Raw genomic sequence first — 21,476 nt, forward strand, 5'->3', positions numbered from 1 at the left:
GTCCCCCTCGTGCCAGCGTCACCCGAGCAGTTCGTAGTCCTCCCGCCGCACCGTCCGGGTGTCGAGCCAGTACCGCCAGGTGAAGCCCGGCCACAGCGTCCGGTTGACGCCCTTCGCGTCGAGATACCAGCTCTTGCAGCCGCCCTGGGTCCAGATGCCCTTCTCGAGTTTCCGCTGCACCTGCGCGTTGAACCGCTCCTGCACGTCCTCGCGCGGGTCCAGCGCCCGGTCGCCCGCGAGCCGCAACGCCTGCGCGATATAGGAAATCTGCGCCTCGATCATGAAGACCACCGAGTTGTGGCCCAGCCCGGTGTTCGGCCCGAGCAGGAAGAACAGGTTCGGGAAGCCGTTGACGGTGATCCCGAGATGCGTCCGCATCCCCTCGCTCGCCCACTCCTTGGCGAGGTTCCGCCCGTCGCGGCCGACGATCTCCAGGCTGTCGAACGCGTCGGTCACGTGGAAACCGGTGCCGTAGACGATCGCGTCCACCTCGTGCTCGACGCCCGCCTGGTCGACGATGCTGTGCTCGCGCACCTCGGCGACGCCATCGGTGACCACGTCGACGTTGTCGCGGGCCAGCGCCGGGTAGTAGTCGTTCGAGATGAGCACCCGCTTGCAGCCCATCGTGTAGTCCGGGGTCAGCTTGGCGCGCAGCTCCGGATCCTTCACCGCGCGGTCGATGTTGCTCTTCGCGAGCCGCTGCCCGATCTTCATGATCCACGGCTGGCCGTTGAAGCCGATCGCGCGCGCTTCCAGCGTCCAGTAAAGGAAATTCCGGTACAGCCGCTGCGCCGGCGGCACCGCGCGGAACAGCCCGCGCAGCCAGCCCGGCATGTCGCGGTCGGCCTTCGGCATCACCCACGGCGGCGTGCGCTGGAACAGCGTCAGCTCGGCCACCTCCGGTGCGATCTTCGGCACGAACTGGACCGCGCTGGCCCCGGTGCCGACCACCGCGACGCGCTTGCCGGCGAAGTCGAAGTCGTGGTCCCACTCGGCGGAGTGGAACGCGCGGCCCTGGAACCGCTCGATGCCCGGCAGGTCGGGGATCATCGGCCGGTGCAGCGCGCCGACGCCCGCGACCAGCGCCGGGGCCACGAACTCGTCGCCGCCGCGCGTGCTGACGTGCCAGCGGTTCTCCTCGGCGTCCCAGCGCGCGCCGGTCATCTCCTGGCCGAAGCGGATGAAGCGGCGCAGGTCGTGCTTGTCGGCGACCCCGCGCATGTACTCGTAGATCTCCGGCTGCGGCGAGTACGCGCGCGACCAGCCGGGGTTCTGCTCGAACGAGAAGGAGTACATGTGCGACGGGATGTCGCACGCGCAACCGGGGTAGCTGTTGTCGCGCCAGGTCCCCCCGACGTCGTGCGCCTTCTCGAGCACCACGAAGTCGTCGCGGCCGTCCTTGCGCAGCTGGATCGCCATGCCGAGCCCGGAGAACCCGGTGCCGACCACGATCACGCCGGTCTCGGTGCGGTTGCCCATGCGTCCTCCCGTTAACTGTTACCCGAAGTCCAGCTTACTCGGAGTAGGTTACTGGCGGTAGAGTGTGCGCCATGACCACCGCCAAGCGCAAGCGCATGCCCCGAGCCGAGCGGGAACGGCAGATGATCGAGGTCGCCGAGCAGGTCTTCGGCGAGCGCGGCTACGCGATGGCGTCGATGGACGAGATCGCCGAGCTGGTCGGTGTGTCCAAGCCGATGCTGTACGAGTACTTCAACTCGAAAGAGGGCCTGCTGCTGGCGTGCATCCGGCAGTCGCGAGCCGCGCTGCAGGAGGCTACCGAGCAGTCGATCGTCGGCGCGGAGTCCGCACAGGACGCCCTGCGGCGCGGGCTGCTGGCGTTCTTCGTGTTCATCCGCGAGCGCCGTCAGGCCTGGTCGCTGCTGCGGCACGAGATGGCGCTGATCGGCACGCACGCCGCGGACGAGATCGAGGAAACCCGCCGGCAGCAGACTGACTTGATCACGGCGTTGATGAGCGGCTACTTCGACAGCGAGGACACCCTGCGCGCGGAAGCGTCGGCCGAGTTCGTCGTCGGAGCCTGCGAGCGGCTGGCCATCTGGTGCGAGCGCTTCCCGGAGGTGACTCCGGAGAAGGCCACCGAGTACGCGATGGATCTGCTCTGGGCGGGGTTGTCACAGCGAGCGATCTAGCGTGCACGTGAAGATGGCCGTGCATTAGGCCATTCGGTCGTCACTCAGCGCACATCTCGTCCCGTTACTTGTGACACAGAGTTTTCTTGCGGTATCGATGACACGGTAGAAAGACACACTGAGTGTCGCGCCAGCGGCCGGCAAGCAGGAATCGCGTCATGAGTTTGCGGTGGCCGGGTCTCGACCTGTGACGCATGCTGATGACGAGAGGGGTGAGGCAGTGGTGGAAACGATCACGGCGACGTACGAGCACGACAACGACGACTGGACGATCACCGTCAGCGGCCGCGGCAAGGAGCTGACCGGCAAGGCGCCGGGCATCATCGCCGCCCGCGACCGGGCGGACCAGCTCGTGGAGAAGCTCGCCCCGAACGAGCGACCCACGGTCGTGCACCTGCTGAACGGCAACGCACTGGAGTTCACCAGCGCGTACATGGCCGCCCGCCTGACGCTGCCGGAGATCGAACCGCTGGAAATCCCGCCGTCGGGCGGCGCGAAGGCGGCCAAGGAGGCTTCGTCGGAGAGCAAGGCCGAGACGCCTGCGGCAGCTCCGGCCGCGAAAAAGGACAAGGCCGCCAAGCCCGCGCTGCCGCCGAGCAAGCAGCTCCCGAAAGAGGTCGAGGACCGCAAACCCGACGAGGCGAGCCGCCCCGGTGTGACAGCGGGCGCGTCGGCCACTCCTCCGGTCGCACGCGCCTGATCCTTACCGCGTTCTGCTTCAGCCCGCTTCTTCGTGGGCTGGTTTCGCTGCCCGGGCACCCTGCTTCGGCGCGCTGCCTGCACCTTGGGGCGCTTACACGAGTTGGTTTCACCCGCCTTGGCGCACGTCGCCCGCCCCTTGAGGCCACCTTCGCGAGCCGGTTTCGCCTGCACGCGCCTCTGCTTTTGACGCACGGCCTGCCTCAGGGCCTGCCCGCGCCGCTGCTTCGGCGCGTCCCTGCTCTTGGGGTCGTCCTCGCGACCGCCTCGCCCGTACCCAGCTTTGACGCGCATTGCCTGCCCTTGAGGTCGCCTCGCGACCTTGAGCGGCATCGCCTCAACACCCCGCCGGTTCACGCCCGCAAACAGCTGCCAGCGTCCAGTACAGCGGGGTAAACCCGCCTCGTCACCCTGAAGGGGTAGCCCGATTCGGCGAACGTGTTGCCCCGAACCGACCCGAATGAGCGACCACCAAACAGGTGACCCCTGGTTCAGTGGCACTTCTCACGAAGTTCACCGGGCGTAACGAACAGCGCTGTCCATCCGCCATTCAGGGAGGACCCGCATTCGCGGAGAAGGCCGCGCCCGGCGTAACCGAGGCGTACGTCGGCAACCCTGGTCAGCGCGGGCCGCGAACCGTCAGCGGAACAGCTTCCGCACCAGCAGCACGGCGACCAGCACGCCAGCCCCGATGAGCGGGTACTTGACCTTCGGGTTGTCGAGCTTCGCGCGCACGCCGTCCTTCGCCTGCTCGGCGAGTTTCTGCGGACTGGCTTTCGTGCCCAGCTGGTCGAGGGTAGCCGCCAAAGCGGTCCTCGCCTGCTCGATCTCACGCTCGATGGTCTCGGGGTCGCGAGCCACGTGCCCTCCTCGCCGCAGTCGGACTGTAGGCGGTCCACGGTAGAGGACAACCCCCGCGCGACGGCGACTGGCCACGCCGAGCGAACCCGAACGTGGCGCGCGCTACGATCGCACCTGGTTCCTGGGGGCCGTAGCCCAATTGGCAGAGGCACACGGTTTAGGTCCGTGCCAGTGAGAGTTCGAGTCTCTCCGGCCCCACCCCTGGCGGTTCTGCCATGCAGCGGAGCAAGCCTGGCAACTGGTCCGGACAGACCGCATGCCCCACATGTGCCGGCGATAAGGACACTTATTCACTTATCGGAGATAATGCGGTCGCCTCCGCCTGCTCCCTCGCCAATGCTGAGTGGTTCTACTCAGCCGAGCTAGGTAGACCTTCGCGTTTTCGCTGGTGAGCACCCCGTTTGAGGGAGTAGCGCCGTTGATCTCCGAGCCCAGGCGTCCGTAACGTGATTGGTCGGTTACGGAAGGGGAGGCCGATGGGGTTCACGAGTGTGCCCGCCGCGTTGAGAGCAGCGGGCCGGTCTGCGGGTGAGAAGACCAGTGGGTTGCGGGGCGCGGATTGCGCGAGTCTGGTCGGGCGGATCTCCGCTGCGATGCGGGGCGGGAAGGCCGCAGCGGCGGCGGGTGCGTGCGGGCAGTCGCTGTCGGCGACGTTCGTGCAGTGGTGCTCCCAAGCCCAGCGGTTCGGCGAGAATCTGGGAGCCGCGGCCGACCGGTACGCGCGCGGCGACCAGGCCGCCGCGGGGGTGTTCCCGGCCGCTCCGACGATGCGGGGGCCGCGCTGATGGTGTCGCTGGCCGATGTGCGCGCCTGGAACCCGAACGTGCTGGACGAGGTTTGCTCGACCGTGCGGGCGAAGGTCCAGGTTCTGGTCAGCGAGGGCGACGACTACGGCAAACTTCTCCCGGTGATCGGCTGGAGCGGCCCAGCCGCCGAGGGCGCGGCCACCCAGCACAAAACCCACATGCGGGGCTCGGGTCGCCGTCGACCTCGGTCATCACCTGGGCTGGGTACGACGCACCGCAAACCCTCACGGACGCCGCCAGCACCAGCTACGCCGACAACGCGGAACACTCTCTCCGCGCTTTCCAGGAAGGAATCGGCGCAGCACACCAAGGACCGGTGAACACCACCGTCATCGGCCACAGCTACGGCACCACCGCGGTAGGGCACACCGCCCGGGACCTCGGCCTGCCCGCCGACAACCTCGTCATGGTCGCCAGCCCGGGAGTCGGCGTCGACCACGCCAACCAGCTCCGCCTCGACGCCGTCCCGCAAGATCAGGTCGGACAGCACATCTACTCCACCAAAGCACTCACCGACCCCGTTCCCGCCCTGACCAACCTTCACTCGCCCCAAGCCGAACCGTTCGACCCTCTCGGCCCGGACCCCGCCACCGACTACTTCGGCGGGCAGACATTCGAGTCCGACCCCGGACATGTCGCGGGTGCCCACAGCAATTACTGGGTCGACCGATCGCCCTCGCTCCGCGCGATGGGCAACATCATCGCTGGGAACAAACCTTGACGAACCCGCCAAACCGAAAAACGCCTGCGCGAATTCAGGCAGCTCTCATGGCAATCGCCGTATTCGCCCTGGCCTCATGCGGAGGTGCCTCCATGCAACCCACGGTTTCGGCCGCGCAAGCACGCGAGACCGCATTGGCTTCTGCGCACGCAGCCGCAGCAGCCATATTCCCCCCGGGGTACCGGTTGACCGACGACTTCGCACCACAGCTTTCGTGCACTGACGACAATGATCAAGCGACGGGGCAGATTCACGTGAGCGTCAGCATGTGGGTCGACGGCCCGGACCGCACGCGCAACGACAGCTACTACGAAAAGCTCAAGAAATGGTGGACGCAGAACGGCTGGTCGCTCGAATCGGACAACCGGCCCCGAGATCTGTTCGCCAATGCCCAGCGCGACGGCTATCTGATGAGCTTGGAAGGCACGGTCACCGGGCCGGACAAGGGAAGGCTCAACATCGGGGTCAGTTCGCCGTGCATTTGGCCTAACGGAACGCCCGAGCCCAGGTCCTAAGGTCTCCCAGCGCGAGAGACCGCATTGACTGTGCCGGATAATGGGCGAACTTGCCAGCCGTACCTCCGCTAGCCGCCGGAACAGCCGCGTGTGTTGCGCTCCCCTGCCATTACTAGCGCATCAATCGCAACCAACCTCGCCCCGCGCAGCAGTTGCTCGCGACGACAGTCTCTCCCGTGCCCGAGTAAGCGCCGCGATCCGTTCGTCCAGCACTGCCAACCGCCGATCCACCAACGCCACCGCGCTCGACGACAAGCGCCGGGACGGCAAATCGCCCTGCAGGCAGGAGCCCAATGGCCGGATGTCTTCCATCGTCAGTCCCGAATCGAGCAGGTAGCGGATGTTCGCCACCCGCTCGATCGCGGACTCGTCGTAGTGCCGGTAACCGTTGTGGGAGCGGGCCGCGGTCAGCAGGCCCTGCTCCTCGTAGAACCTCAGCGCCCTGGTCGTTACGCCGGTGGCCTTCGCCAATTCTCCGATCCGCACCGACCCGAGCGTACGCCGCTACGCGATCACTGCGCCGCCGTCGACGGGCAGCACCACGCCGGTGAGGTACTCCGCTCCGGGGCTCGCCAGCTGGACGATCCAGTGCGCGACTTCTTCCGGGCGCGCCAGCCGACGCAGGGGCACCATTTCCTGCAGGGCTTCGTGCTGCGCCTTGGCCTGGTCGGCGGTCAGGCCTTCGCGGGCGTAGATCTCGGTGGCGACCGGACCGGGGGCGACGGCGGTGACTCGGATGCCTCGCGGGGCGAGTTGCACTGCCCAGCTTCGGGTCAGCGAGTCCAGCGCGGCTTTCGTCGCGGCGTAGAACTCGCGGCCCGGCATCGGCCAGCCGCGTTGGCCGATCGCGGTCGTCACGTTGACCACCGCGCCCTTGGTTTCGCTCAGGTGCGGCATCGCGGCCTGGACAAGATAAACCGGCGCGAGCAGGTTCGTCGCGACCACGGTGTCGAACGCGCCGGGTTTGATCTCGCCCAGCGCGGCCGGATCGACGATGCCGGCGTTGTTCACCAGCACGTCGATCCGGCCGAATTCGGCGACCGCCGCGGCGACGATTTGCTCCGCCGCACCGGGCGAAGTGAGGTCGGCGGCGAACGGACGGATCCGTGGGAAGCCCGCCGCGGTTTCGGCGAGCCGCTCGGCGGTGCGGCCTACCACGAGGACGTTCGCGCCTTGCCGGGCGAACTCGTGCGCGGTGACCTGTCCGATGCCCGTTCCGCCGCCGGTGACGATCACTGCCTTGCCGGAAAACTGTTCTTCACTCATGTCTTCCGACGCTAAACATTGCCGTATGCGTGAAGGTCAAGCCGCTCAGCGCACGCGGTCGTAAACCAGGGCCAGTTCGCCGAGATCGCCGGTCTCCTGGTGCGCGACTGTCCACTTGGTACCCGGCAGGCCGTCGTCGAACAACCGCGGTCCGCCGCCGGCGATTTGCGGGCAGATGATCAAGTACAGACGGTCGATCAGGTCCTCGGCCAGCAGCGCCTTGATCACGCTGACGCTGCTGTTGACCAGGATGTCGCCCTCGCCGTCGGCCTTGAGCGAGTTGGCGACCTCGGCGGCGGGCGCGTTCACGACCCGCGCGCGTTCCCACGGCGCTTCGGTGAGCGTGCTCGACAGGACCACCTTTTCCGTGTCCACCAACCATTTCGCGTAACCGCGGTCGCGCGGGTCGGCGTTCTCGTCGGTGGCGACGCTCGGCCAGAAACCGAGGAAGCCTTCCGCGTTGCGGCGGCCGAGCAGCGCGGTCGTCGCGTTCTCCCAGATGCGGGTCATCTGGTTGCGGGCGGTTTCGGTGGTCACGTAGGGCATGATCGCGCTCATGTCGCCGGGGCCTTCCGGACCGTGGTAGCGGCCGTCGAGGGTCAGGGCGAGGTTGGCGGTGACACGACGCTCGGTCATGACTGGGTTTCCTTTCGGGTGAGGACTTCGGTGAGGTGGTCGAGGACCTGTCCCCAGCCGGTTTCGATTCCGGTGATGGCGGACACGGCCTCGACGGTCGTCGCGCTGATCTCCAGACCCAGCCGCAGCCGGGTGCCGCCGTTCGCCGCGGCGGCGAGGGCGAGGTCGTAGTGGCCGCTGAACGCGACGGCTCCGGCCGCGTCCAGCACCGACAGGTCGAACCCGAGCCGCTCGGTTTCGCGAACGGCCCGGACCTGCCCTTCCGAGCGGTACGTGCCCTCGGCGTCGCGGTAGACGAGAACGACGCGCCCGCCCGGCTCCGGTTCGAGAACACACTCGGTGACAGTCAGGGACGGCGGGACCCACCATGACGCGAGCAGCCCGGCGTCCGTCCAGTACCGCCACACCGTTTCCGGCGGCACCGGCAGCTCGCGCTCGAAGGAGAACGCGCGGCCGTCGGCCCAGCGATCCCGGTCCGCGGCCGCGGTGTCGGCTTCGATCGCCGCGCGGTAGCGGTCGAGCACGTCGCGCTCCCCCGCGTGCGCCTCGATCGTCGCGGCCAGTTTGTGCAGCTGATCCGCGAATTCGCGCAGCGGAGCCGCTTCGGCCGCGTAGACCCGCCGTTGCCCGAGCGGGGCCATGGTGACCAGTCCGGCGCGGGCGAGCGTCTGCAGGTGCTTGGTCGTCTGCGGCTGGCGCAGCCCGGTCAGCTCAGCCAGTTCGCCGACCGACCGCGGCCGTTCCGCGAGCAGTTCGACCAGCTGCCACCTGGTGGTGTCTGCGAGTGCTGAGGCGATCCCGTCCATGCACTGAAGTATTCACCAGGTAGAATATTCGTGTCAAGGAATTCTTTTCGGCCCGGCTCAGCCGGGCAGCAGGCGGGCGGCGAGGTTGCGGACCGCCAGGCCTCGTTTCGTGCGCGGGACCAGCATCGATGCCGCCGTCCGGACCCCGCGCTGCTTGGGTTTCACCCGCGCTCGATGGGTCGCCTCGTAGCGCGCGAACGCCTCCGCGGGGGTGCCTTCGGCGAGCGCCGCGGCCAGGGTGTGCGCCCCGACGATCGCGAGACTCGAACCGTCGCCGAGCAGCGAGACGCACGACGCGGCATCGCCGACCAGCGCGACCCGGCCGTGCGACCAGCGAGGCGGATCGACCACGGCGACCGCGTCGAAGAACACGTCGTCCGCCGCGTCGAAGCGGGCCAGCAACTCCGGGACCCGCCAGCCGAGACCGCGGTAGGCGGCGGACACGATTTCCTTGCCCTGCCCGGGATTCGGCGCGCGGAAGATGAACGCGACCCCGGAATTCCCCCGCACCGGATGGATCGCGACGAGGCGGCCCGGAGCGTTGAGCAGGACGATGTCCTCCGGATAGTCAGACGGCTCGCCGAGCGACACCGTCCCGACATACAGCCCGGCGTGCCGGACGAACTCCCGCTCCGGGCCGAACACGAGCCGCCGCACCGTCGAGTGCACGCCGTCCGCTCCGAGCACCAGGTCGAACCGTCGCGGCGCAGCGTGCTCGAAGGTGACGTCGACCCCGCCCTCGTCCTGCTGCAGTGCGGTGATGGTGTCGCCGAAGAGAATCTCCGCGTCATCGCGCGCGGCTTCGTAAAGCACGGAAGCCAGATCCGCGCGCGGGACCTCGATCTCCTTGCTCACCGCCATCCGCACCGTGGTGACCGAACGCCCGCGCGCGTTGAGCACGCGCAGCCGCTGAGCGTGCGTCGCGACCTCGCGCAACCGCGGCACGACGCCCATCGCATCGGCCACCTCCATCGCGCCAGCGCGCACGTCCACCGGATTGCCGCTGCTGCGCCGGCCAGCCGCCCGTTCCACGACGGTCGGCCGGAAACCGTTGCGCGCCAACCAGAACGCGAGAGTCGAACCAGCGATGCCGGCACCGCACACGAGGACGTCACGAGTCATACCTCGAACATAACCGCACTCAATGCAAATTTGCAATGAGTGCCGATTTGCACTCGCTGCCGTATACTCGCGGCATGTCGCTCCGTGAACGCAAGCGCGCCCGCACCCGCCAAGCCCTGATCGACGCGGCCACGGACCTTTTCGAGCGCAACGGCTACGACGAGACGACGATCGCGGACATCGCCGCAGCCGCCGAGATCGGCACGCGCACGTTCTTCAGCTACTTCGCCAGCAAGGAAGAACTGCTGTTCCCGGACGCCGAAAGCCGAGTCGAGGCGTTGCTCGCGGCACTCGCGAACCGCGCCCCGGACGACCGGCCGATCGACCTGCTGGTCCGCGTCCTCGTCGACGGCAGCGAAGTCAGCGACGACATCATCGGCAAGCTGACGCCGTTGCGAATGCGGCTGCTCCAGACCGTGCCCGCGATCCAGGGCCGGGCGTTGCAAATCCAGTTCAACGCCGAGCGCCGGATCGCCGAAATCCTCGCCGAAGCCTTCCCCGAAGACCTCGACGACCTCACCGCGCGCACGTTGACCGGTGCGTTCGCCGGCGCGGTGCGCGGAGCGGCGCAGGCCATGCTCGACCGCTCCGACGAGCTGAGCCCCGAGCAGCGCGCCGAAGCGACCCGGCAGGCCATCGTCACGACGCTCGCGCCGCTGCTCAAGCGTGCCTGACGTGCTCCGCGCACAGGCAGGCCACCGCCGGGTCGATCCACTCGCGGCCTTCCCATTCCGGATGCCGTTTGATCAGCTCGTCCCGCACCTCCGCAGTCACGGTCGCCTCGTCCATCGCGGAATCGCGGCGCCGCCAGGTCTCGTCGCGCAGCAGTTCGAGGTAGGCGCGGAGGTCGTCGAGCAGTTCCGGACCGCTGATTTCGCCGTGGCCGGGCACGACGATTTCCGGTCGCTGCGCCGAAAGCTTCCGCAGGACTTCGATCCAGCGGATCCCGGACACGTCGGTGTCGTGCGGCGGAAACCACGGGAAGATCGCGAACTGGCCGGTTTCGGCGAGGTCGCCGGTGAACAGAACGCCCGCGTCCGGGACGGTGACGACCTGGTCGCCCTTGCTGTGCGCGCGGCCGGTCGCCCGTAGCCGCACGACGCGCCCGCCGAGGTCGAGGTCGTGCGCCGAGTCGTAGACGACGTCCGGAGCAGGCAGTTCGACGCCCTCCAGCTGACGCGCGACCGGCTCCCCCAGACCGCGGAACATCTGCAGGTAGCCGGGGCCTTTCGCGGCGAGGTCGGCCGCCTGCGCGCGGTTGACCAGGTAGGTCGCGGCACCCGCGAAGGACTGCGCGCCGAACGCGTGCTCGGGGTGGAAATGCGTGGTGGTCAAGTAAATCCGGCGGCCGCGCGCGTACTCGATCGCGAAGTTCAGCACGGTTTCCGCGTTGCGCGGCCCCATGCCGGTCTCGACGACGAGCACGGAATGCGTCCCGCCGACGACGCCGACGTTCGGCACCAGCTGCACGCCCTGGTTCGGGACCACGACGAGGTCGCGGGCGAGTTCGCGCGCCTGCGCGGTCCGCACGACGGGATCGGGATACGGATAGTCGGCCATCGCCGGGGCTCCTCGGAAGCGGGATCAGTGACGATTCCAGTCCAGCGGCGCGCCCGCGCGGCGTCCAAGACCGATCCGCTTTTCCCGATACCGCACGGGTATCGTCGCTGGTTGTGGATCTCCGTTCGCTCCGGTACTTCGTCGCGGTCGCCGAGGAGCGCCACTTCGGCCGGGCGGCGGCGCGGCTGCACATGACCCAGCCGCCGCTGAGCCGCGCGATCAAACAGCTCGAGACCGACCTCGGCGCGGTTTTGCTGGAGCGTTCGCCATCTGGAGTCACGCTCACCGCCGCCGGAACCACGCTGTACGACGAGGCCCGCACCTTGCTGGCGGGTGCGGAACAGGCCCGCGCGAGGGTCGCCGCGGCGGCCGGGCCCGGAACGCTCACGCTCGGCACCCTCGCCGACAGCTCGGAACAGGTCGGGATCCGGCTCGCGAGCGAGTTCCGCCAACGACATCCGGGGGTGCGGATCAGCGTCCGCGAGGCCGACCTCACCGATCCCACGACCGGCCTGCGCGCCGGGCTCGTGGACGTCGCGCTCACCCGGATTCCGTTCGACACCACCGGAATCCGCACGCGCGTGCTGCGCTCCGACCCGATGGGCGTCGTCCTGCGCGCGGACGATCCGCTGGCCGGACGCGCCGAGGTGCGCCGGGAGGACCTCGCCGACCGCGCGTGGTTCCGGTTCCCGGACGGCACCGACCCGCAGTGGCAGGCGTTCTGGAGCGGCGGCGGCGCGGGCGGCCCGGTCGTGCGGACGGTCCACGAATGCCTGCAAGCCGTGCTGTGGAACGGAACCGTCGGGCTCGCCCCGCTCGCGCACTCGCTCCCCGAGGGCGTCGCGACCGTCCCCCTCGCCGGGTATCCGCCGAGCCGGCTCGTGGTCGCCTGGCGCGAGGACTCGACGCCGCCGCTGGTCCGCTCGTTCGTCGGACTCGCCGTGCGCATCGCCGGGCTCGACGGCCGCGAAACCCCCGCGAACCCGTAGGCTGGGCCCGGACATCGGGGAGGTGTGGGCCGTGCCGGAACGCAATCCGCTGCGGATCCTGCGCAAATGCGCGGACTGGTTCGAAAACCGCGGCGTGTACATCCCCGGCGAGGAGAGCCGCGCGGTCGACCCGGTGCGCGACTTCGGCTGGCTCATGGTCGCCTGGGGCGCCGGGGTCGCCGTGTTCATCCTGTTGTTCGCGTTCGCGGTCTGAATCCCGACCAGCGGCCGTTGACATCGGGGTGACGACTGTCACCCGGTGTGCTCTTTCGATCACGGATCGGCCACGGCTGTACACCAGGTCCGCGTCTTCCGCACCGTGACGGCAGAAGTGCCGCCAGAGTGGAGCGGGCCGCCCGGCAACTACGCCGAACGGCACACCGCCCCACCCCGACTGGAGTACCCCCGCGATGGCGCCCCCGCGCACCCCGAAACTGCTGATGACCGCCTGCCTGCTGTTCTCCGTGGCAGCCTGCGGCGGCGTCAACGCTCGGGAAGGCTCCGCCGCGATGGGCGCCGGCAACCCGGCGGCGCAGCCCGCGGCCGCGCAAGCCTCCGGCGACCTGCAGTTCGGCGCCAACCACCGCTTCGCCAGCGGGATCACGGTCTCGCTGTCCGCGCCGCAGTCCTTCCAGCCGAGCCCGGCCGCGTATCCCCGCAGTCCGCGCGCGGCGGCGTTCTACATCCAGGTCACCAACAACGGCACCGACCCGTACCGGGTGTCCGCGCTCTCGGTGACGGCGACGGTCGCCGGGAAGCCGGCGAAGCAGGTCGTGGACGCCACGCAGGGTCTCGGCGGCGTTTCGGACGCGGGCAAGGACCTCCTGCCGGGCCGATCCACGCAGGTCACGCTCGCTTTCGCGGTGCCCGAGGACAGTGCCCGGATAGCCGTGCAGGTGCGGCCGAGCACGGGCGAGCCCGCCGTCGTCACGTATTGCGGAGACGCCTGAATTACGCTCGTCCCCATGACCGACCAGCGACTTGCCGTGGGCGACGAAGCGCCCGGATTCACCCTGCCGGACAGCACCGGCAAGAACGTCTCGCTCAGCGACTTCCGCGGCCAGGCCGTGGTCGTGTACTTCTACCCGGCCGCGGGGACGCCCGGGTGCACCAAACAGGCCTGCGATTTCCGGGACAATCTCGCGGAGCTGAACGACGCGGGGTATCAGGTGCTGGGGATTTCCCCGGACAAGCCGGAGAAGCTGGCCAAGTTCGTCGAGGCGGAGAAGCTGACGTTCCCGCTTCTGTCCGATGTGGACAAGACGGTGCTGGCCGAATGGGGCGCGTTCGGGGAGAAGAAGAACTACGGGAGGATCGTGCAGGGCGTGATTCGCTCGACGTTCATCGTGGACGCGGAGGGGAAGATCGCCAAGGCCGCCTACAACGTGCGGGCCACCGGGCACGTGGCGAAGCTGATCCGGGATCTGGGAATCTCCGCCTGAGTTGTTCCCGGCGCGCGGAGGGGCCGGACCGGCCTCTCCGCGCGCTCGGTCAGCGACGGACCTGATAACGCAGGTGCAGCACCCGGTCGCCCTGGATCACGTCGGGGTCCTCCAACAGGTGCGGTGCGCGGACCGAGCCGAAGTAGCGTTTGCCCGCTCCGAAGACGACCGGGACGACGTCCATGCGCACCTCGTCCACCAGACCCGCGGCGAACACCTGGCCGCCGACGTCGCCCGCGGCCACCTCGACGACGCGGTCCCCGGCTAGCTCCTGTGCCTTCGCCACGGCTTCTTTGACCCCGTCGACGAAATGGAAGGGCGCGTCGGGGTTCCAGCCTTCGGGGGCCGGACGGTGCGTCACGACGACCACGTGGTCGATCCCGCTCGGGGGCGTTCCGTCCCAGCCGTCGGTCAGGTCGAAGACGTGGCGGCCCGCGACGGTCACTCCGATCTGGTCCCAATACGCACGGGTGTAGTCGTACGACGCTTGCGCCACCTTCAGCACGCCGCTCTCGTCCAACGGGACATCGCCGCTGGTCAGCCAGTCGAACAGCGGGCCGGGCTGGTCGTTTTCGTCGGCGATGAAGCCGTCCGCCGACACCGAGCTGTACAGGACGACCTTGCCCACGGGGTTCTCCTCTGTTTCGGGTGACCTCAAATTAGCGGGTCGCGCGCGGTCGCTCTTGTAAGAAATCAATCGGTCGGCAGCGGCCAGCTGTCCAGCGTGTGGCCGGGGTGTTCGCGCAAGAACCGCCGTCGGACTTCGAGGTACCTGGTGGGCGTGAGACCGGTGAACTCCCGGAACTCGTGACCGAAGTGGGCCTGGTCGAAATAGCCCGCGCGACCGGCCAGATCGCCCCAGTCGACCGGTCCGGCCGGGTCGATCGCGAACACGGTGGCGGTGAAGCGGTGGGCGCGGGCAAGCCGCTTCGGGGTGACGCCGATGAGTGCCTTGAACCGTTGGGCCAGGTGCGTGCTGCTGACCCCGGCCGTCTCGCTCAGGTCGCCGATCGCGACTGACCCGCTGGTCGCCGCGATGATGCTGCTGGTGTGGCAGACCAGGCCAAGGCCGGATGTCTCGTGGAGCCGTTGCCGCAGCTCGTTTTCCAGCAGCCCCAGCATCTGGTGCGGGTCGTTGGCCGTGGCGAGGCGGTCTCGCAGGGTGGCGACGGCGGAGCGGCCCCAGACCTGCTCGATCGTCACTGGCCGGTCGCACAATTCGGCGGCGGGCATCGGCAGGAACGGTGCCAGGCCCCACGCTTTGAAGTGCACGCCGACGGACCGGGTCCGGGGCGGATAGCCGAATTCGTACGCGCGGGTCGGCATGGTGATCACGCAGCCGTCGGCGTACTCGGCCGTCTCGAGATCGGTGCCCCCGCGGATGCGGAACGGTGCGCCGAGGTTGACGATCAGCAGCGCGGACGGCGCTGGCGGCAAGGTCAGCCGGGCGTACGGCGGCGCGCCCTCCAGGTAGTAGAGGTCGTCGATCAGCCCGTCCAGCGGCGGTCGCGGCGCTTGGGACACGTACTCCACGTCCACAGCATTGCCGATGCGCGCCAGCAGGCGCTACTCGCGGAAATCGCCTACTGCGCGGGAAAGCGCAGGGTGAAGGTGGTGCCCTTGCCGGGGGTGCTGGCGGCGGTGACTGCGCCGCCGTGGGCTTCGGCCAGTTTGCGGACGATTGCCAGCCCCAGCCCGCTGCCGCCGGAGACTCTGCTTCGCGAGGGGTCCGCTCGCCAGAACCGGTCGAAAACTCGGGGCAGGTCTTCGGGCGCGATGCCGGTTCCGGTGTCGGCCACTTCGAAGCTCGCTTCGTTGTCGCGGCGGCTCGCGGTGACGGTGACCGAGCCGCCGGGCGGAGTGTGGCGGATCGCGTTGGAAACCAGGTTGTCCAGGGCTTGGCGCAGACGCACCGGGTCCGCGGTGATGGCCGGGTTCTCCATGGGCGGAACGGAAAGACTGACGCCGGCGGCTTCGGCGCGCGGGGCGTGCGCGGCGGCCAAATGGGTCAGCAGGGTGTTGGCGTCGACGGGCTCGGGGTGGACGCGGAGCGCGCCGGCGTCGGCCAGGGCGAGGTCTTGCAGGTCGTCCACGATGTGTTGCAGATGAACGGCTTCTTCGAGCAGGGAGGCGACCAGGTCGTCGTCGAGCTGGCTGATGCCGTCCTGCGCCGCTTCGAGCCAGCCTCGGATGGTGGACAGCGGGGTGCGCAGTTCGTGCGCGACGTCGCTGACCATTGCCTTGCGCGCGTTCTCCAGCTCTTCCCTCGCCCGCGCCATCTCGTTGAACGCGGTGGCCAGGCGGGCGATCTCGTCCTTGCCTTTGACGCGGACCCGCGCGCCCGTCTCGCCTGCTTTCAGGCGTTGGGCCGCGCCGGTCAACGCGCGGAGCGGGCGGATCAGGCGGATCGACGCCAGTGCGGTGACGATGACGGTCAGCAGCAGGATCGCGGCGGTGACGGCGATGAGTTTCGTGCGGTTTTCCGCGGAGAGGGTGAAGCCGGTCGGGGCCTGGTCGGTGCCCTTTTCGGTGATGTAGAGCCAGGCCGCGGGGGCGACGTACGGGGTCAGCTGTTCTTTGCGGGCCGAGGTGACGCAGGTGGTGATGGTCTGGTCGGTGGCTTGCACGACCGGACCGTCGAAAGTCCAGGACAGCGCGAGTTTGGCGACGGGGACGGTGCTGTCGTTGCGGCCGAGGCAGGCGTCGATCAGGCCGGACAGCTTGGCCAGAGCCGCTCGTTCGGTCTCGGTGGGGCGTTCCAGGAGGGCGGTGCCGCACTGCGCGGTTCCGGCGGGGGCGATCACCCGCGGGTGGCCGCTCGGGGAGATTTCCATGCTGCCCAAACCGGTTCTGCGCTGAGTGCAGGACAAGACCTTTTCGGCGATTTCCCGGAGCTCCTCGCGTTCTTCGGCGGGGAGGTTGTACGGGCCGACCGCGTCGGGGTCGATGCGGTCCGGCGTGGATTTGACGCCCAGCCGGGTGTCGACCGCCAACGGATCGATGACCGCGGACGGCTGCGGCGGGAGGGTGCCCGGGTTGTGTTCCGAACTGGCGATCAGCTTGCCCTGCGGGGTGGTCAGGACGATTTTGCGGCCGGTTTTTTCCGCGTAGTCGTTGATCGTCTGGGTCGCGCCGGACCACGTGTGATGGGTGGCCGCGTACGAAAGCAGCGCCTGGTAGATCGTGCCGTCGTCGGCGAAGAGCTGGCCCTGTTCTCGTTCGATGGCACCGGAGGTCGTCCGGGAGGCCAGCCAGGCGGTGGCGGCGATGGCGCACACCGCGATCGCCGCGGTGACGGCGAAGAGGCGGAAAAGAAGGCTAGTGGGCATTACGGGGCATCGGACTTCGCGGTCAGTTTGTAGCCCACGCCGTAAACCGTCAGCAGTTTCGCCGGTTTCCGGGGATTGGTTTCGATTTTCTTCCGCAGATTCATCACGTGCACGTCAATGGCGCGCTGAGTGATGTAGCGGTCGAAGCCGTGCAGGTGTTCCAGGAGTTGCGCCCTCGTGAAAACCTGGTCCGGACGGGAGGCCATGACCTCCAGGATCCGGAATTCCCCCGGGGTCGTTTCTATCCGGTTCCCGCCGACCGCGACCTCGTGCTTTTCCTTGTCGACGGTCAGGGCACCGACCGTGAGCGGACCGTCCTTGGCCGCGTTCGTTCGCCGCAGCAGGGTGCGGACCCGCGCCATCAGTTCGCGCGGGCTGTAGGGCTTGGTGACGTAGTCGTCCGCGCCCAGGTCGAGGCCCTGGAGCAGGTCGTCCTCGGTCGAACGGGCCGTGAGCATGAGGATCGGCAGGTCGGAGGAGGCCCGGATGGTCCGGCAGACGGTCAGGCCGTTCATGCCCGGGAGCATGACGTCCAGGATGAGGAGATCGGGTTCCGCCGCGCGGATTTCCGCCAGCGCGGCCTCGCCGGTGGGCGCCACGGTCACGGTGTGCTGCTCGTGTTCCAGGTAGCGGCGGACCAGTTCCGCTTGTTTGGGATCGTCTTCGGCCAGGACGATATTGGCGCACATGCCTGCCGAGACTAGCCGTCCGTCCACTCCGGAGCCACCGGCGCGGCTCCGGAGCGGACGGGACGCTCAGGCTTCGGCCAGTTTTCGCAAAGCCGGCAGAAGTGCGCGCAAGGCCTTGCCGCGGTGCGAGGCGGCGTCTTTTTCCGCCGGGCTCAGTTCCGCGCTGGTTTTCGTTTCGTTTTCCGGCACGAAGATCGGGTCGTAGCCGAAACCGTTGGCGCCGCGCTTTTCCCGCGTCAGAGTGCCGCGCCATTCGGCCCGCACCGTGGTGGTTTCGCCGGACGGGAGAGCCAGCACGGCGGCGCACACGAAGGCCGCGCCCCGGCGCTCGTCCGGAGTGTCCGTCAGCTGCGCCAGCACCAGGTTCAGGTTCGCTTCGTCGTCGCCGTGCGTGCCCGACCAGCGGGCCGACAGGACGCCGGGCATGCCGTTGAGCGCGTCGACGGCCAGGCCCGAGTCGTCCGCGATGGCGGGCAATCCGGTGGCGGCGACCGCGTCGCGGGCTTTGGCCGCAGCGTTGCCCTCGAAGTCGGGGGCGGTTTCCGGGGCCTCCGGGAACTCCTCGACGTCGTTCAGGCCGAGCACCTCGACGCCCTGGATGCCTTCCGCCTCCAGGATCCGGCGCAGTTCGCCCAGTTTCTTCGCGTTCCGCGTGGCCAGCAGCAGCTTGGTCACTTCTGGCCCTTCTTCTTGTCCGGACGCGGTTCCGGCAGCTCGCCCGGGTACGGCAGCGCCAGCGCTTCCTTCTGCAGCCGCGTCAGTTCCTCGCAGCCGGCCAGCGCCAGGTCCAGCATGGTGTCCAAAGTGGACCGCGCGAAGGTGGCTCCCTCGCCGGTGCCCTGCACCTCGATGAGGGTCCCCGCGTCGGTGGCGACCACGTTCATGTCGACCTCGGCGCGCGAGTCCTCCTCGTACGGCAGGTCGAGGCGCACCCGGCCGTCCACGACGCCGACGCTCACCGCGGCCACCGAGGACGACAGCGGCTGCGGGTCGTTGAGCCGGTTCGCCGCGCCCAGCCAGGTGATCGCGTCCGCCAGCGCCACGTACCCGCCGGTGACCGCGGCGGTGCGGGTGCCGCCGTCCGCCTGGATCACGTCGCAGTCGATGACGATGGTGTTCTCGCCGAGCGCGGCCAGGTCGATGCACGCGCGCAGCGAGCGGCCGATCAGCCGGGAGATCTCGTGCGTCCGGCCGCCGATCCGGCCCTTGACCGCTTCGCGGTCGCTGCGGGTGTTGGTCGCGGACGGGAGCATCGCGTACTCCGCGGTCACCCAGCCGAGACCGGACCCGGCCCGCCAGCGCGGCACGCCCTCGGTCACGCTCGCCGCGCACAGCACCCTGGTGTTGCCGAACTCGACGAGCACCGACCCGGCAGGCCACTTCTGGAACCCGCGGGTGAGCTTCACTTCGCGGAGCTGGTCGTCGTTCCTGCCATCTTTTCTAGCCACGCAGCAGACGATACTGCGTGGCAACGCCACTCCGTTGAGGGTGGTGGAGGGGAGGAAGGCGGAGCTAGGACGTACCTCTGACACTTTCGCGATCAGAGGTCGTAGATCGCGCCCTGGGTCACCAGCTCGGCGTCCGGGAAGACCGCCCTGGCCTCGGCCAGGACCGCGTTCCGGTCGGTCCACGGGGCGATGTGGGTCAGCAGCAGACGGCCGACCCCGGCCTCCTTGGCCAGTTCACCTGCTTCTTTCCCGGAGAGGTGCACCCCTTCCGGACGGTCGGCAGCATCGGTCCAGGACGCTTCGGAAAGCAGCACATCAACGCCGTCGGCCAGTTCGCCGAGGCCGCGACACAGTCCGGTGTCGCCGGTGTACGCGAGGATGGTGCCGCCGTACGCGATGCGCAGGCCGAAAGCTGGCGTCGGGTGGTATACGGCGACAGCGGTCACGTCGAACGGGCCGATCTGGACCGTCTCCTCGCGCAGCTCGTGGAACTCGTACACGTCCGACAGATCCGCGCCAGCGCGCTCAGCCGCGTCGGCGGCGTACGCGTGCGCGAGGCGCGAAGGCGCTTCGGCGGGTGCGTACAGCGGCAACCGTCGCGGGCGCGCGGGATACGGCGGCGCGGGGTGGTAGCGGCGAAGCACGGTCAGGGAGTTGACGTCGGCGCAGTGATCGGCGTGCAGGTGCGAAAGAACCAGCGCGTCGAGGTCGAACGGGTCCAGCACAGTCTGCAATTGGGCGAACGTGCCGGTGCCCAGCTCGAGCCCGAGCCGGTAGCCCTCCGCCTCCAGCAGGTACCCGGACGCGGCGGCGTTCGGCCCGGGGATGCTGCCCGAACACCCGAGGATCGTCAGTCGCACCCGGTAACCCTAACTCCGCTCAGCGCTGCCGCAGCGTCACGCGCTGACCGGAGCCAGCGCACCCGGCGCGAAGCCCATGAACCGCTGCGCCAAGCGGGCGAACGGTTCCGGCGAACCGGTGGCGAGGAACTCGTGCTTCGGCGGCTCGTCGCGCTCGGCGAGCAGGTCGAGTTCGGTCAGCACGCGGTAGAGGTCCTTGGCGGTTTCGTCGGCGCTGGAGACGAGCGTGACGTCCTGCCCCATCACGATCTGCAGCACGCCGGACAGCAGCGGATAGTGCGTGCAGCCGAGGATGAGCGTGTCGACTTCGGCTTCGAGCAGCGGTTGCAGATAACCCTGTGCCAGACCGAGGATCTGTCGGCCGGTCGTGATGCCGCGCTCCACGAAGTCCACGAAGCGCGGGCACGCGACGCTAGTGAGGCGTACGTCGGGCGCGGCGGCGAAGGCGTCGTCGTACGCCCTCGAACGCACAGTGCCCTCGGTGCCGATCAGACCGACGCGCCCGGTGTGCGTCGCGACTGCGGCCCGCCGCGCGGCCGGAAGGACCACTTCGATGACTGGTACGTCGTAACGCTCGCGCGCGTCGCGAAGGCAAGCTGCGGACGCGGTGTTGCACGCGATCACCAACGCCTTCACCCCGCTCTCGACCATGTCGTCGAGAGCGGCCAGCGCGTACTCGCGAGCGGTGGCGATGGGCAGCGGGCCGTACGGGTTGCGCGCCGTGTCGCCGACGTAGCGCAGCTGTTCCGCAGGCAGCAGTTCGAGAATCGAGCGGGCGACGGTGAGCCCGCCGACGCCGGAATCGAAAACACCGATGGGCGCGTCTGGAGAACTCACAACCCGAGGTTACCCGGGGCCGTCGGCTCGATCTTCGGGGATTTGACGCGTTCGCCGCGTGAGGTCAGCCACGCGGCGAGGATGCCGGCCAGCGCGCCGAAGAGGTGGCCCTGCCAGGAGATGCCGGGGTTGCCGGGCAGCAGGCCCCACAGCATCCCGCTCCAGATGCCGAGCAGCACGAGCGCGACCGCGATCTGCGCGAGCGACCGGTGGAACAGGCCGCGCACCAGCAGGTACGCGAGCCAGCCGAAGGCCAGCCCGGACGCGCCGACGGTGTAGGCGTTCGACGGTCCGACCAGCCACACGCCGAGCCCGGACACCAGCCAGATGATCGCGGTGACGACGGCGAACCGGACGATGCCCGCCGCCATCGCGAGGAACGAGAAAACCAGCACCGGCACCGTGTTGGAGAACAGGTGCGACCAGCCCGCGTGCAGAAGCGGCGCCCAGAGGATGCCGTCGAGGCTGGACGCCTCCCGCGACAGGATCCCGCCGTGGGTGAAGTCGCCCGGCAGGAGCACGTCGAGCAGTTCCACCAGGTAGAGCACCGCCACGAAGCCCAGCGAGACGAACGCCGCGGCCTTGGGATTGGGCGGCAGGATGCGCTTCGCGGCGTCGACCGGCTTGCCGCCGGCAGCGGGCGGCGGCGACGTCGGCGGGAGGGGAGGCAGTGTGCTCACGACCTCAGGCTACGTCGGGGCCGGGCGCACGGCCTCGGGAGAAATCCCTGAACTTGCGCT

Annotated in this window: 27 protein-coding genes and 1 tRNA gene; 11 read left to right on the top strand and 17 right to left on the bottom strand. The window is 69.0% G+C overall.

Annotated elements, in window-relative coordinates; genetic code table 11:
* Window positions 1-18 precede the first annotated feature (18 nt).
* Window positions 19-1,479, bottom strand: a complete 1,461-nt coding sequence (locus CU254_RS30835) for an NAD(P)/FAD-dependent oxidoreductase (RefSeq protein ID WP_009082460.1) — start codon at window positions 1,477-1,479, stop codon at window positions 19-21.
* 71 nt (window positions 1,480-1,550) lie between these two features.
* Between CU254_RS30835 and CU254_RS30840 the strand changes: the two genes are divergently transcribed.
* Window positions 1,551-2,150 carry a TetR/AcrR family transcriptional regulator gene (locus CU254_RS30840; RefSeq protein ID WP_037715350.1) on the top strand — a complete coding sequence of 200 codons (600 nt, stop codon included), beginning with the start codon at window positions 1,551-1,553 and terminating at the stop codon, window positions 2,148-2,150.
* A 220-nt stretch (window positions 2,151-2,370) separates the two neighbouring features.
* The gene (locus CU254_RS30845; protein WP_037715354.1) at window positions 2,371-2,850 is read left to right on the top strand and encodes a hypothetical protein; all 480 of its coding nucleotides are present in this window, start codon (window positions 2,371-2,373) and stop codon (window positions 2,848-2,850) included.
* A gap of 638 nt (window positions 2,851-3,488) precedes the next feature.
* Here the strand turns inward: CU254_RS30845 and CU254_RS30850 are convergent.
* Complete coding sequence (locus CU254_RS30850) at window positions 3,489-3,710, bottom strand: DUF3618 domain-containing protein (protein WP_037715356.1); 222 nt, start codon at window positions 3,708-3,710, stop codon at window positions 3,489-3,491.
* Window positions 3,711-3,834: 124 nt separating this feature from the next.
* Between CU254_RS30850 and CU254_RS30855 the strand changes: the two genes are divergently transcribed.
* The 4 genes from CU254_RS30855 to CU254_RS43815 all read left to right on the top strand — a co-directional run bounded on the left by CU254_RS30855 (window position 3,835) and on the right by CU254_RS43815 (window position 5,752).
* Window positions 3,835-3,908 (top strand) — tRNA-Leu (locus CU254_RS30855).
* A gap of 278 nt (window positions 3,909-4,186) precedes the next feature.
* A complete protein-coding gene (locus CU254_RS44420) occupies window positions 4,187-4,495 on the top strand; it encodes a hypothetical protein (RefSeq protein ID WP_037715358.1) in 309 nt (102 codons plus the stop codon).
* Window positions 4,496-4,547: 52 nt separating this feature from the next.
* On the top strand, window positions 4,548-5,237 hold the full coding sequence (locus CU254_RS30860) for an alpha/beta hydrolase (protein WP_234392773.1): 690 nt from the start codon (window positions 4,548-4,550) through the stop codon (window positions 5,235-5,237).
* Between the two features lie 254 nt (window positions 5,238-5,491).
* Entirely contained in the window at window positions 5,492-5,752 is a 261-nt protein-coding gene (locus CU254_RS43815; protein WP_050788321.1) for a hypothetical protein, read from the top strand.
* A gap of 120 nt (window positions 5,753-5,872) precedes the next feature.
* Here CU254_RS43815 and CU254_RS30870 read toward each other — a convergent pair whose 3' ends face one another.
* From CU254_RS30870 to CU254_RS30890, 5 genes are read right to left on the bottom strand one after another with little or no spacing between them, the layout of a single operon-like run.
* Window positions 5,873-6,238, bottom strand: a complete 366-nt coding sequence (locus CU254_RS30870) for a MerR family transcriptional regulator (RefSeq protein WP_009082466.1) — start codon at window positions 6,236-6,238, stop codon at window positions 5,873-5,875.
* A gap of 18 nt (window positions 6,239-6,256) precedes the next feature.
* Window positions 6,257-7,018 (bottom strand): SDR family NAD(P)-dependent oxidoreductase, encoded by a 762-nt coding sequence (locus tag CU254_RS30875; RefSeq protein WP_009082467.1) that lies wholly within the window; start codon window positions 7,016-7,018, stop codon window positions 6,257-6,259.
* Window positions 7,019-7,063: 45 nt separating this feature from the next.
* Window positions 7,064-7,654 (bottom strand): dihydrofolate reductase family protein, encoded by a 591-nt coding sequence (locus CU254_RS30880; protein ID WP_009082468.1) that lies wholly within the window; start codon window positions 7,652-7,654, stop codon window positions 7,064-7,066.
* The gene (locus CU254_RS30885; protein WP_009082469.1) at window positions 7,651-8,460 is read right to left on the bottom strand and encodes a metalloregulator ArsR/SmtB family transcription factor; all 810 of its coding nucleotides are present in this window, start codon (window positions 8,458-8,460) and stop codon (window positions 7,651-7,653) included. The genes CU254_RS30880 and CU254_RS30885 overlap by 4 nt, the downstream gene beginning before the upstream one ends.
* A gap of 57 nt (window positions 8,461-8,517) precedes the next feature.
* Complete coding sequence (locus CU254_RS30890) at window positions 8,518-9,582, bottom strand: FAD-dependent oxidoreductase (protein WP_037715361.1); 1,065 nt, start codon at window positions 9,580-9,582, stop codon at window positions 8,518-8,520.
* Window positions 9,583-9,656: 74 nt separating this feature from the next.
* Here CU254_RS30890 and CU254_RS30895 point away from each other — a divergent pair, with 74 nt between their 5' ends.
* Window positions 9,657-10,256 (top strand): TetR/AcrR family transcriptional regulator, encoded by a 600-nt coding sequence (locus CU254_RS30895; protein ID WP_063631978.1) that lies wholly within the window; start codon window positions 9,657-9,659, stop codon window positions 10,254-10,256.
* Here the strand turns inward: CU254_RS30895 and CU254_RS30900 are convergent.
* The gene (locus CU254_RS30900) at window positions 10,243-11,142 is read right to left on the bottom strand and encodes an MBL fold metallo-hydrolase (RefSeq protein WP_009082472.1); all 900 of its coding nucleotides are present in this window, start codon (window positions 11,140-11,142) and stop codon (window positions 10,243-10,245) included. The two genes, CU254_RS30895 and CU254_RS30900, sit on opposite strands and share 14 nt — an antisense overlap.
* Window positions 11,143-11,255: 113 nt before the next feature.
* Here CU254_RS30900 and CU254_RS30905 point away from each other — a divergent pair, with 113 nt between their 5' ends.
* The 4 genes from CU254_RS30905 (at window position 11,256) to bcp (ending at window position 13,573) form a co-directional block, all read left to right on the top strand.
* Window positions 11,256-12,131 carry a LysR family transcriptional regulator gene (locus CU254_RS30905; RefSeq protein ID WP_009082473.1) on the top strand — a complete coding sequence of 292 codons (876 nt, stop codon included), beginning with the start codon at window positions 11,256-11,258 and terminating at the stop codon, window positions 12,129-12,131.
* 31 nt (window positions 12,132-12,162) lie between these two features.
* On the top strand, window positions 12,163-12,345 hold the full coding sequence (locus CU254_RS30910; protein ID WP_037358542.1) for a hypothetical protein: 183 nt from the start codon (window positions 12,163-12,165) through the stop codon (window positions 12,343-12,345).
* A 196-nt stretch (window positions 12,346-12,541) separates the two neighbouring features.
* Window positions 12,542-13,081 carry a hypothetical protein gene (locus tag CU254_RS30915; protein WP_009082475.1) on the top strand — a complete coding sequence of 180 codons (540 nt, stop codon included), beginning with the start codon at window positions 12,542-12,544 and terminating at the stop codon, window positions 13,079-13,081.
* Window positions 13,082-13,096: 15 nt separating this feature from the next.
* Window positions 13,097-13,573: a thioredoxin-dependent thiol peroxidase gene (gene bcp, locus CU254_RS30920; RefSeq protein WP_009082476.1), complete on the top strand. Its 477-nt coding sequence runs from the start codon at window positions 13,097-13,099 to the stop codon at window positions 13,571-13,573.
* 49 nt (window positions 13,574-13,622) lie between these two features.
* Here the strand turns inward: bcp and CU254_RS30925 are convergent, their stop codons facing one another.
* The 9 genes from CU254_RS30925 to CU254_RS30965 all read right to left on the bottom strand — a co-directional run bounded on the left by CU254_RS30925 (window position 13,623) and on the right by CU254_RS30965 (window position 21,416).
* A complete protein-coding gene (locus tag CU254_RS30925; RefSeq protein ID WP_009082477.1) occupies window positions 13,623-14,201 on the bottom strand; it encodes a dihydrofolate reductase family protein in 579 nt (192 codons plus the stop codon).
* 65 nt (window positions 14,202-14,266) lie between these two features.
* Window positions 14,267-15,106: a helix-turn-helix domain-containing protein gene (locus tag CU254_RS30930; protein ID WP_050788490.1), complete on the bottom strand. Its 840-nt coding sequence runs from the start codon at window positions 15,104-15,106 to the stop codon at window positions 14,267-14,269.
* A 50-nt stretch (window positions 15,107-15,156) separates the two neighbouring features.
* Window positions 15,157-16,902: a cell wall metabolism sensor histidine kinase WalK gene (locus tag CU254_RS30935; protein WP_009082479.1), complete on the bottom strand. Its 1,746-nt coding sequence runs from the start codon at window positions 16,900-16,902 to the stop codon at window positions 15,157-15,159.
* Window positions 16,902-17,591: a response regulator transcription factor gene (locus CU254_RS30940; protein ID WP_037715366.1), complete on the bottom strand. Its 690-nt coding sequence runs from the start codon at window positions 17,589-17,591 to the stop codon at window positions 16,902-16,904. The genes CU254_RS30935 and CU254_RS30940 overlap by 1 nt, the downstream gene beginning before the upstream one ends.
* A gap of 66 nt (window positions 17,592-17,657) precedes the next feature.
* Window positions 17,658-18,266, bottom strand: a complete 609-nt coding sequence (gene rdgB / locus CU254_RS30945; RefSeq protein WP_009082481.1) for an RdgB/HAM1 family non-canonical purine NTP pyrophosphatase — start codon at window positions 18,264-18,266, stop codon at window positions 17,658-17,660.
* Window positions 18,263-19,039 carry a ribonuclease PH gene (rph, locus tag CU254_RS30950; RefSeq protein ID WP_009082482.1) on the bottom strand — a complete coding sequence of 259 codons (777 nt, stop codon included), beginning with the start codon at window positions 19,037-19,039 and terminating at the stop codon, window positions 18,263-18,265. The genes rdgB and rph overlap by 4 nt, the downstream gene beginning before the upstream one ends.
* A gap of 92 nt (window positions 19,040-19,131) precedes the next feature.
* Window positions 19,132-19,899, bottom strand: a complete 768-nt coding sequence (locus CU254_RS30955; RefSeq protein ID WP_009082483.1) for an MBL fold metallo-hydrolase — start codon at window positions 19,897-19,899, stop codon at window positions 19,132-19,134.
* A 36-nt stretch (window positions 19,900-19,935) separates the two neighbouring features.
* Window positions 19,936-20,736, bottom strand: a complete 801-nt coding sequence (gene murI / locus CU254_RS30960; RefSeq protein WP_009082485.1) for a glutamate racemase — start codon at window positions 20,734-20,736, stop codon at window positions 19,936-19,938.
* Window positions 20,733-21,416 (bottom strand): rhomboid family intramembrane serine protease, encoded by a 684-nt coding sequence (locus CU254_RS30965; RefSeq protein ID WP_009082487.1) that lies wholly within the window; start codon window positions 21,414-21,416, stop codon window positions 20,733-20,735. The genes murI and CU254_RS30965 overlap by 4 nt, the downstream gene beginning before the upstream one ends.
* Window positions 21,417-21,476 lie beyond the last annotated feature (60 nt).

It is taken from the genome of Amycolatopsis sp. AA4 (genome assembly GCF_002796545.1).
GTDB lineage: Bacteria > Actinomycetota > Actinomycetes > Mycobacteriales > Pseudonocardiaceae > Amycolatopsis.

Coding starts and splice junctions, on each gene's coding strand:
- CU254_RS30885 (WP_009082469.1), bottom strand. CDS start 8,460: ATGGACGGGATCGCCTCAGCACTCGCAGACACCACCAGGTGGCAGCTG.
- bcp (WP_009082476.1), top strand. CDS start 13,097: ATGACCGACCAGCGACTTGCCGTGGGCGACGAAGCGCCCGGATTCACC.
- CU254_RS30890 (WP_037715361.1), bottom strand. CDS start 9,582: ATGACTCGTGACGTCCTCGTGTGCGGTGCCGGCATCGCTGGTTCGACT.
- CU254_RS44420 (WP_037715358.1), top strand. CDS start 4,187: ATGGGGTTCACGAGTGTGCCCGCCGCGTTGAGAGCAGCGGGCCGGTCT.
- CU254_RS30935 (WP_009082479.1), bottom strand. CDS start 16,902: ATGCCCACTAGCCTTCTTTTCCGCCTCTTCGCCGTCACCGCGGCGATC.
- CU254_RS30875 (WP_009082467.1), bottom strand. CDS start 7,018: ATGAGTGAAGAACAGTTTTCCGGCAAGGCAGTGATCGTCACCGGCGGC.
- CU254_RS30840 (WP_037715350.1), top strand. CDS start 1,551: ATGACCACCGCCAAGCGCAAGCGCATGCCCCGAGCCGAGCGGGAACGG.
- CU254_RS30880 (WP_009082468.1), bottom strand. CDS start 7,654: ATGACCGAGCGTCGTGTCACCGCCAACCTCGCCCTGACCCTCGACGGC.
- CU254_RS30835 (WP_009082460.1), bottom strand. CDS start 1,479: ATGGGCAACCGCACCGAGACCGGCGTGATCGTGGTCGGCACCGGGTTC.
- CU254_RS30895 (WP_063631978.1), top strand. CDS start 9,657: ATGTCGCTCCGTGAACGCAAGCGCGCCCGCACCCGCCAAGCCCTGATC.
- CU254_RS30915 (WP_009082475.1), top strand. CDS start 12,542: ATGGCGCCCCCGCGCACCCCGAAACTGCTGATGACCGCCTGCCTGCTG.
- CU254_RS30900 (WP_009082472.1), bottom strand. CDS start 11,142: ATGGCCGACTATCCGTATCCCGATCCCGTCGTGCGGACCGCGCAGGCG.
- CU254_RS30940 (WP_037715366.1), bottom strand. CDS start 17,591: ATGTGCGCCAATATCGTCCTGGCCGAAGACGATCCCAAACAAGCGGAA.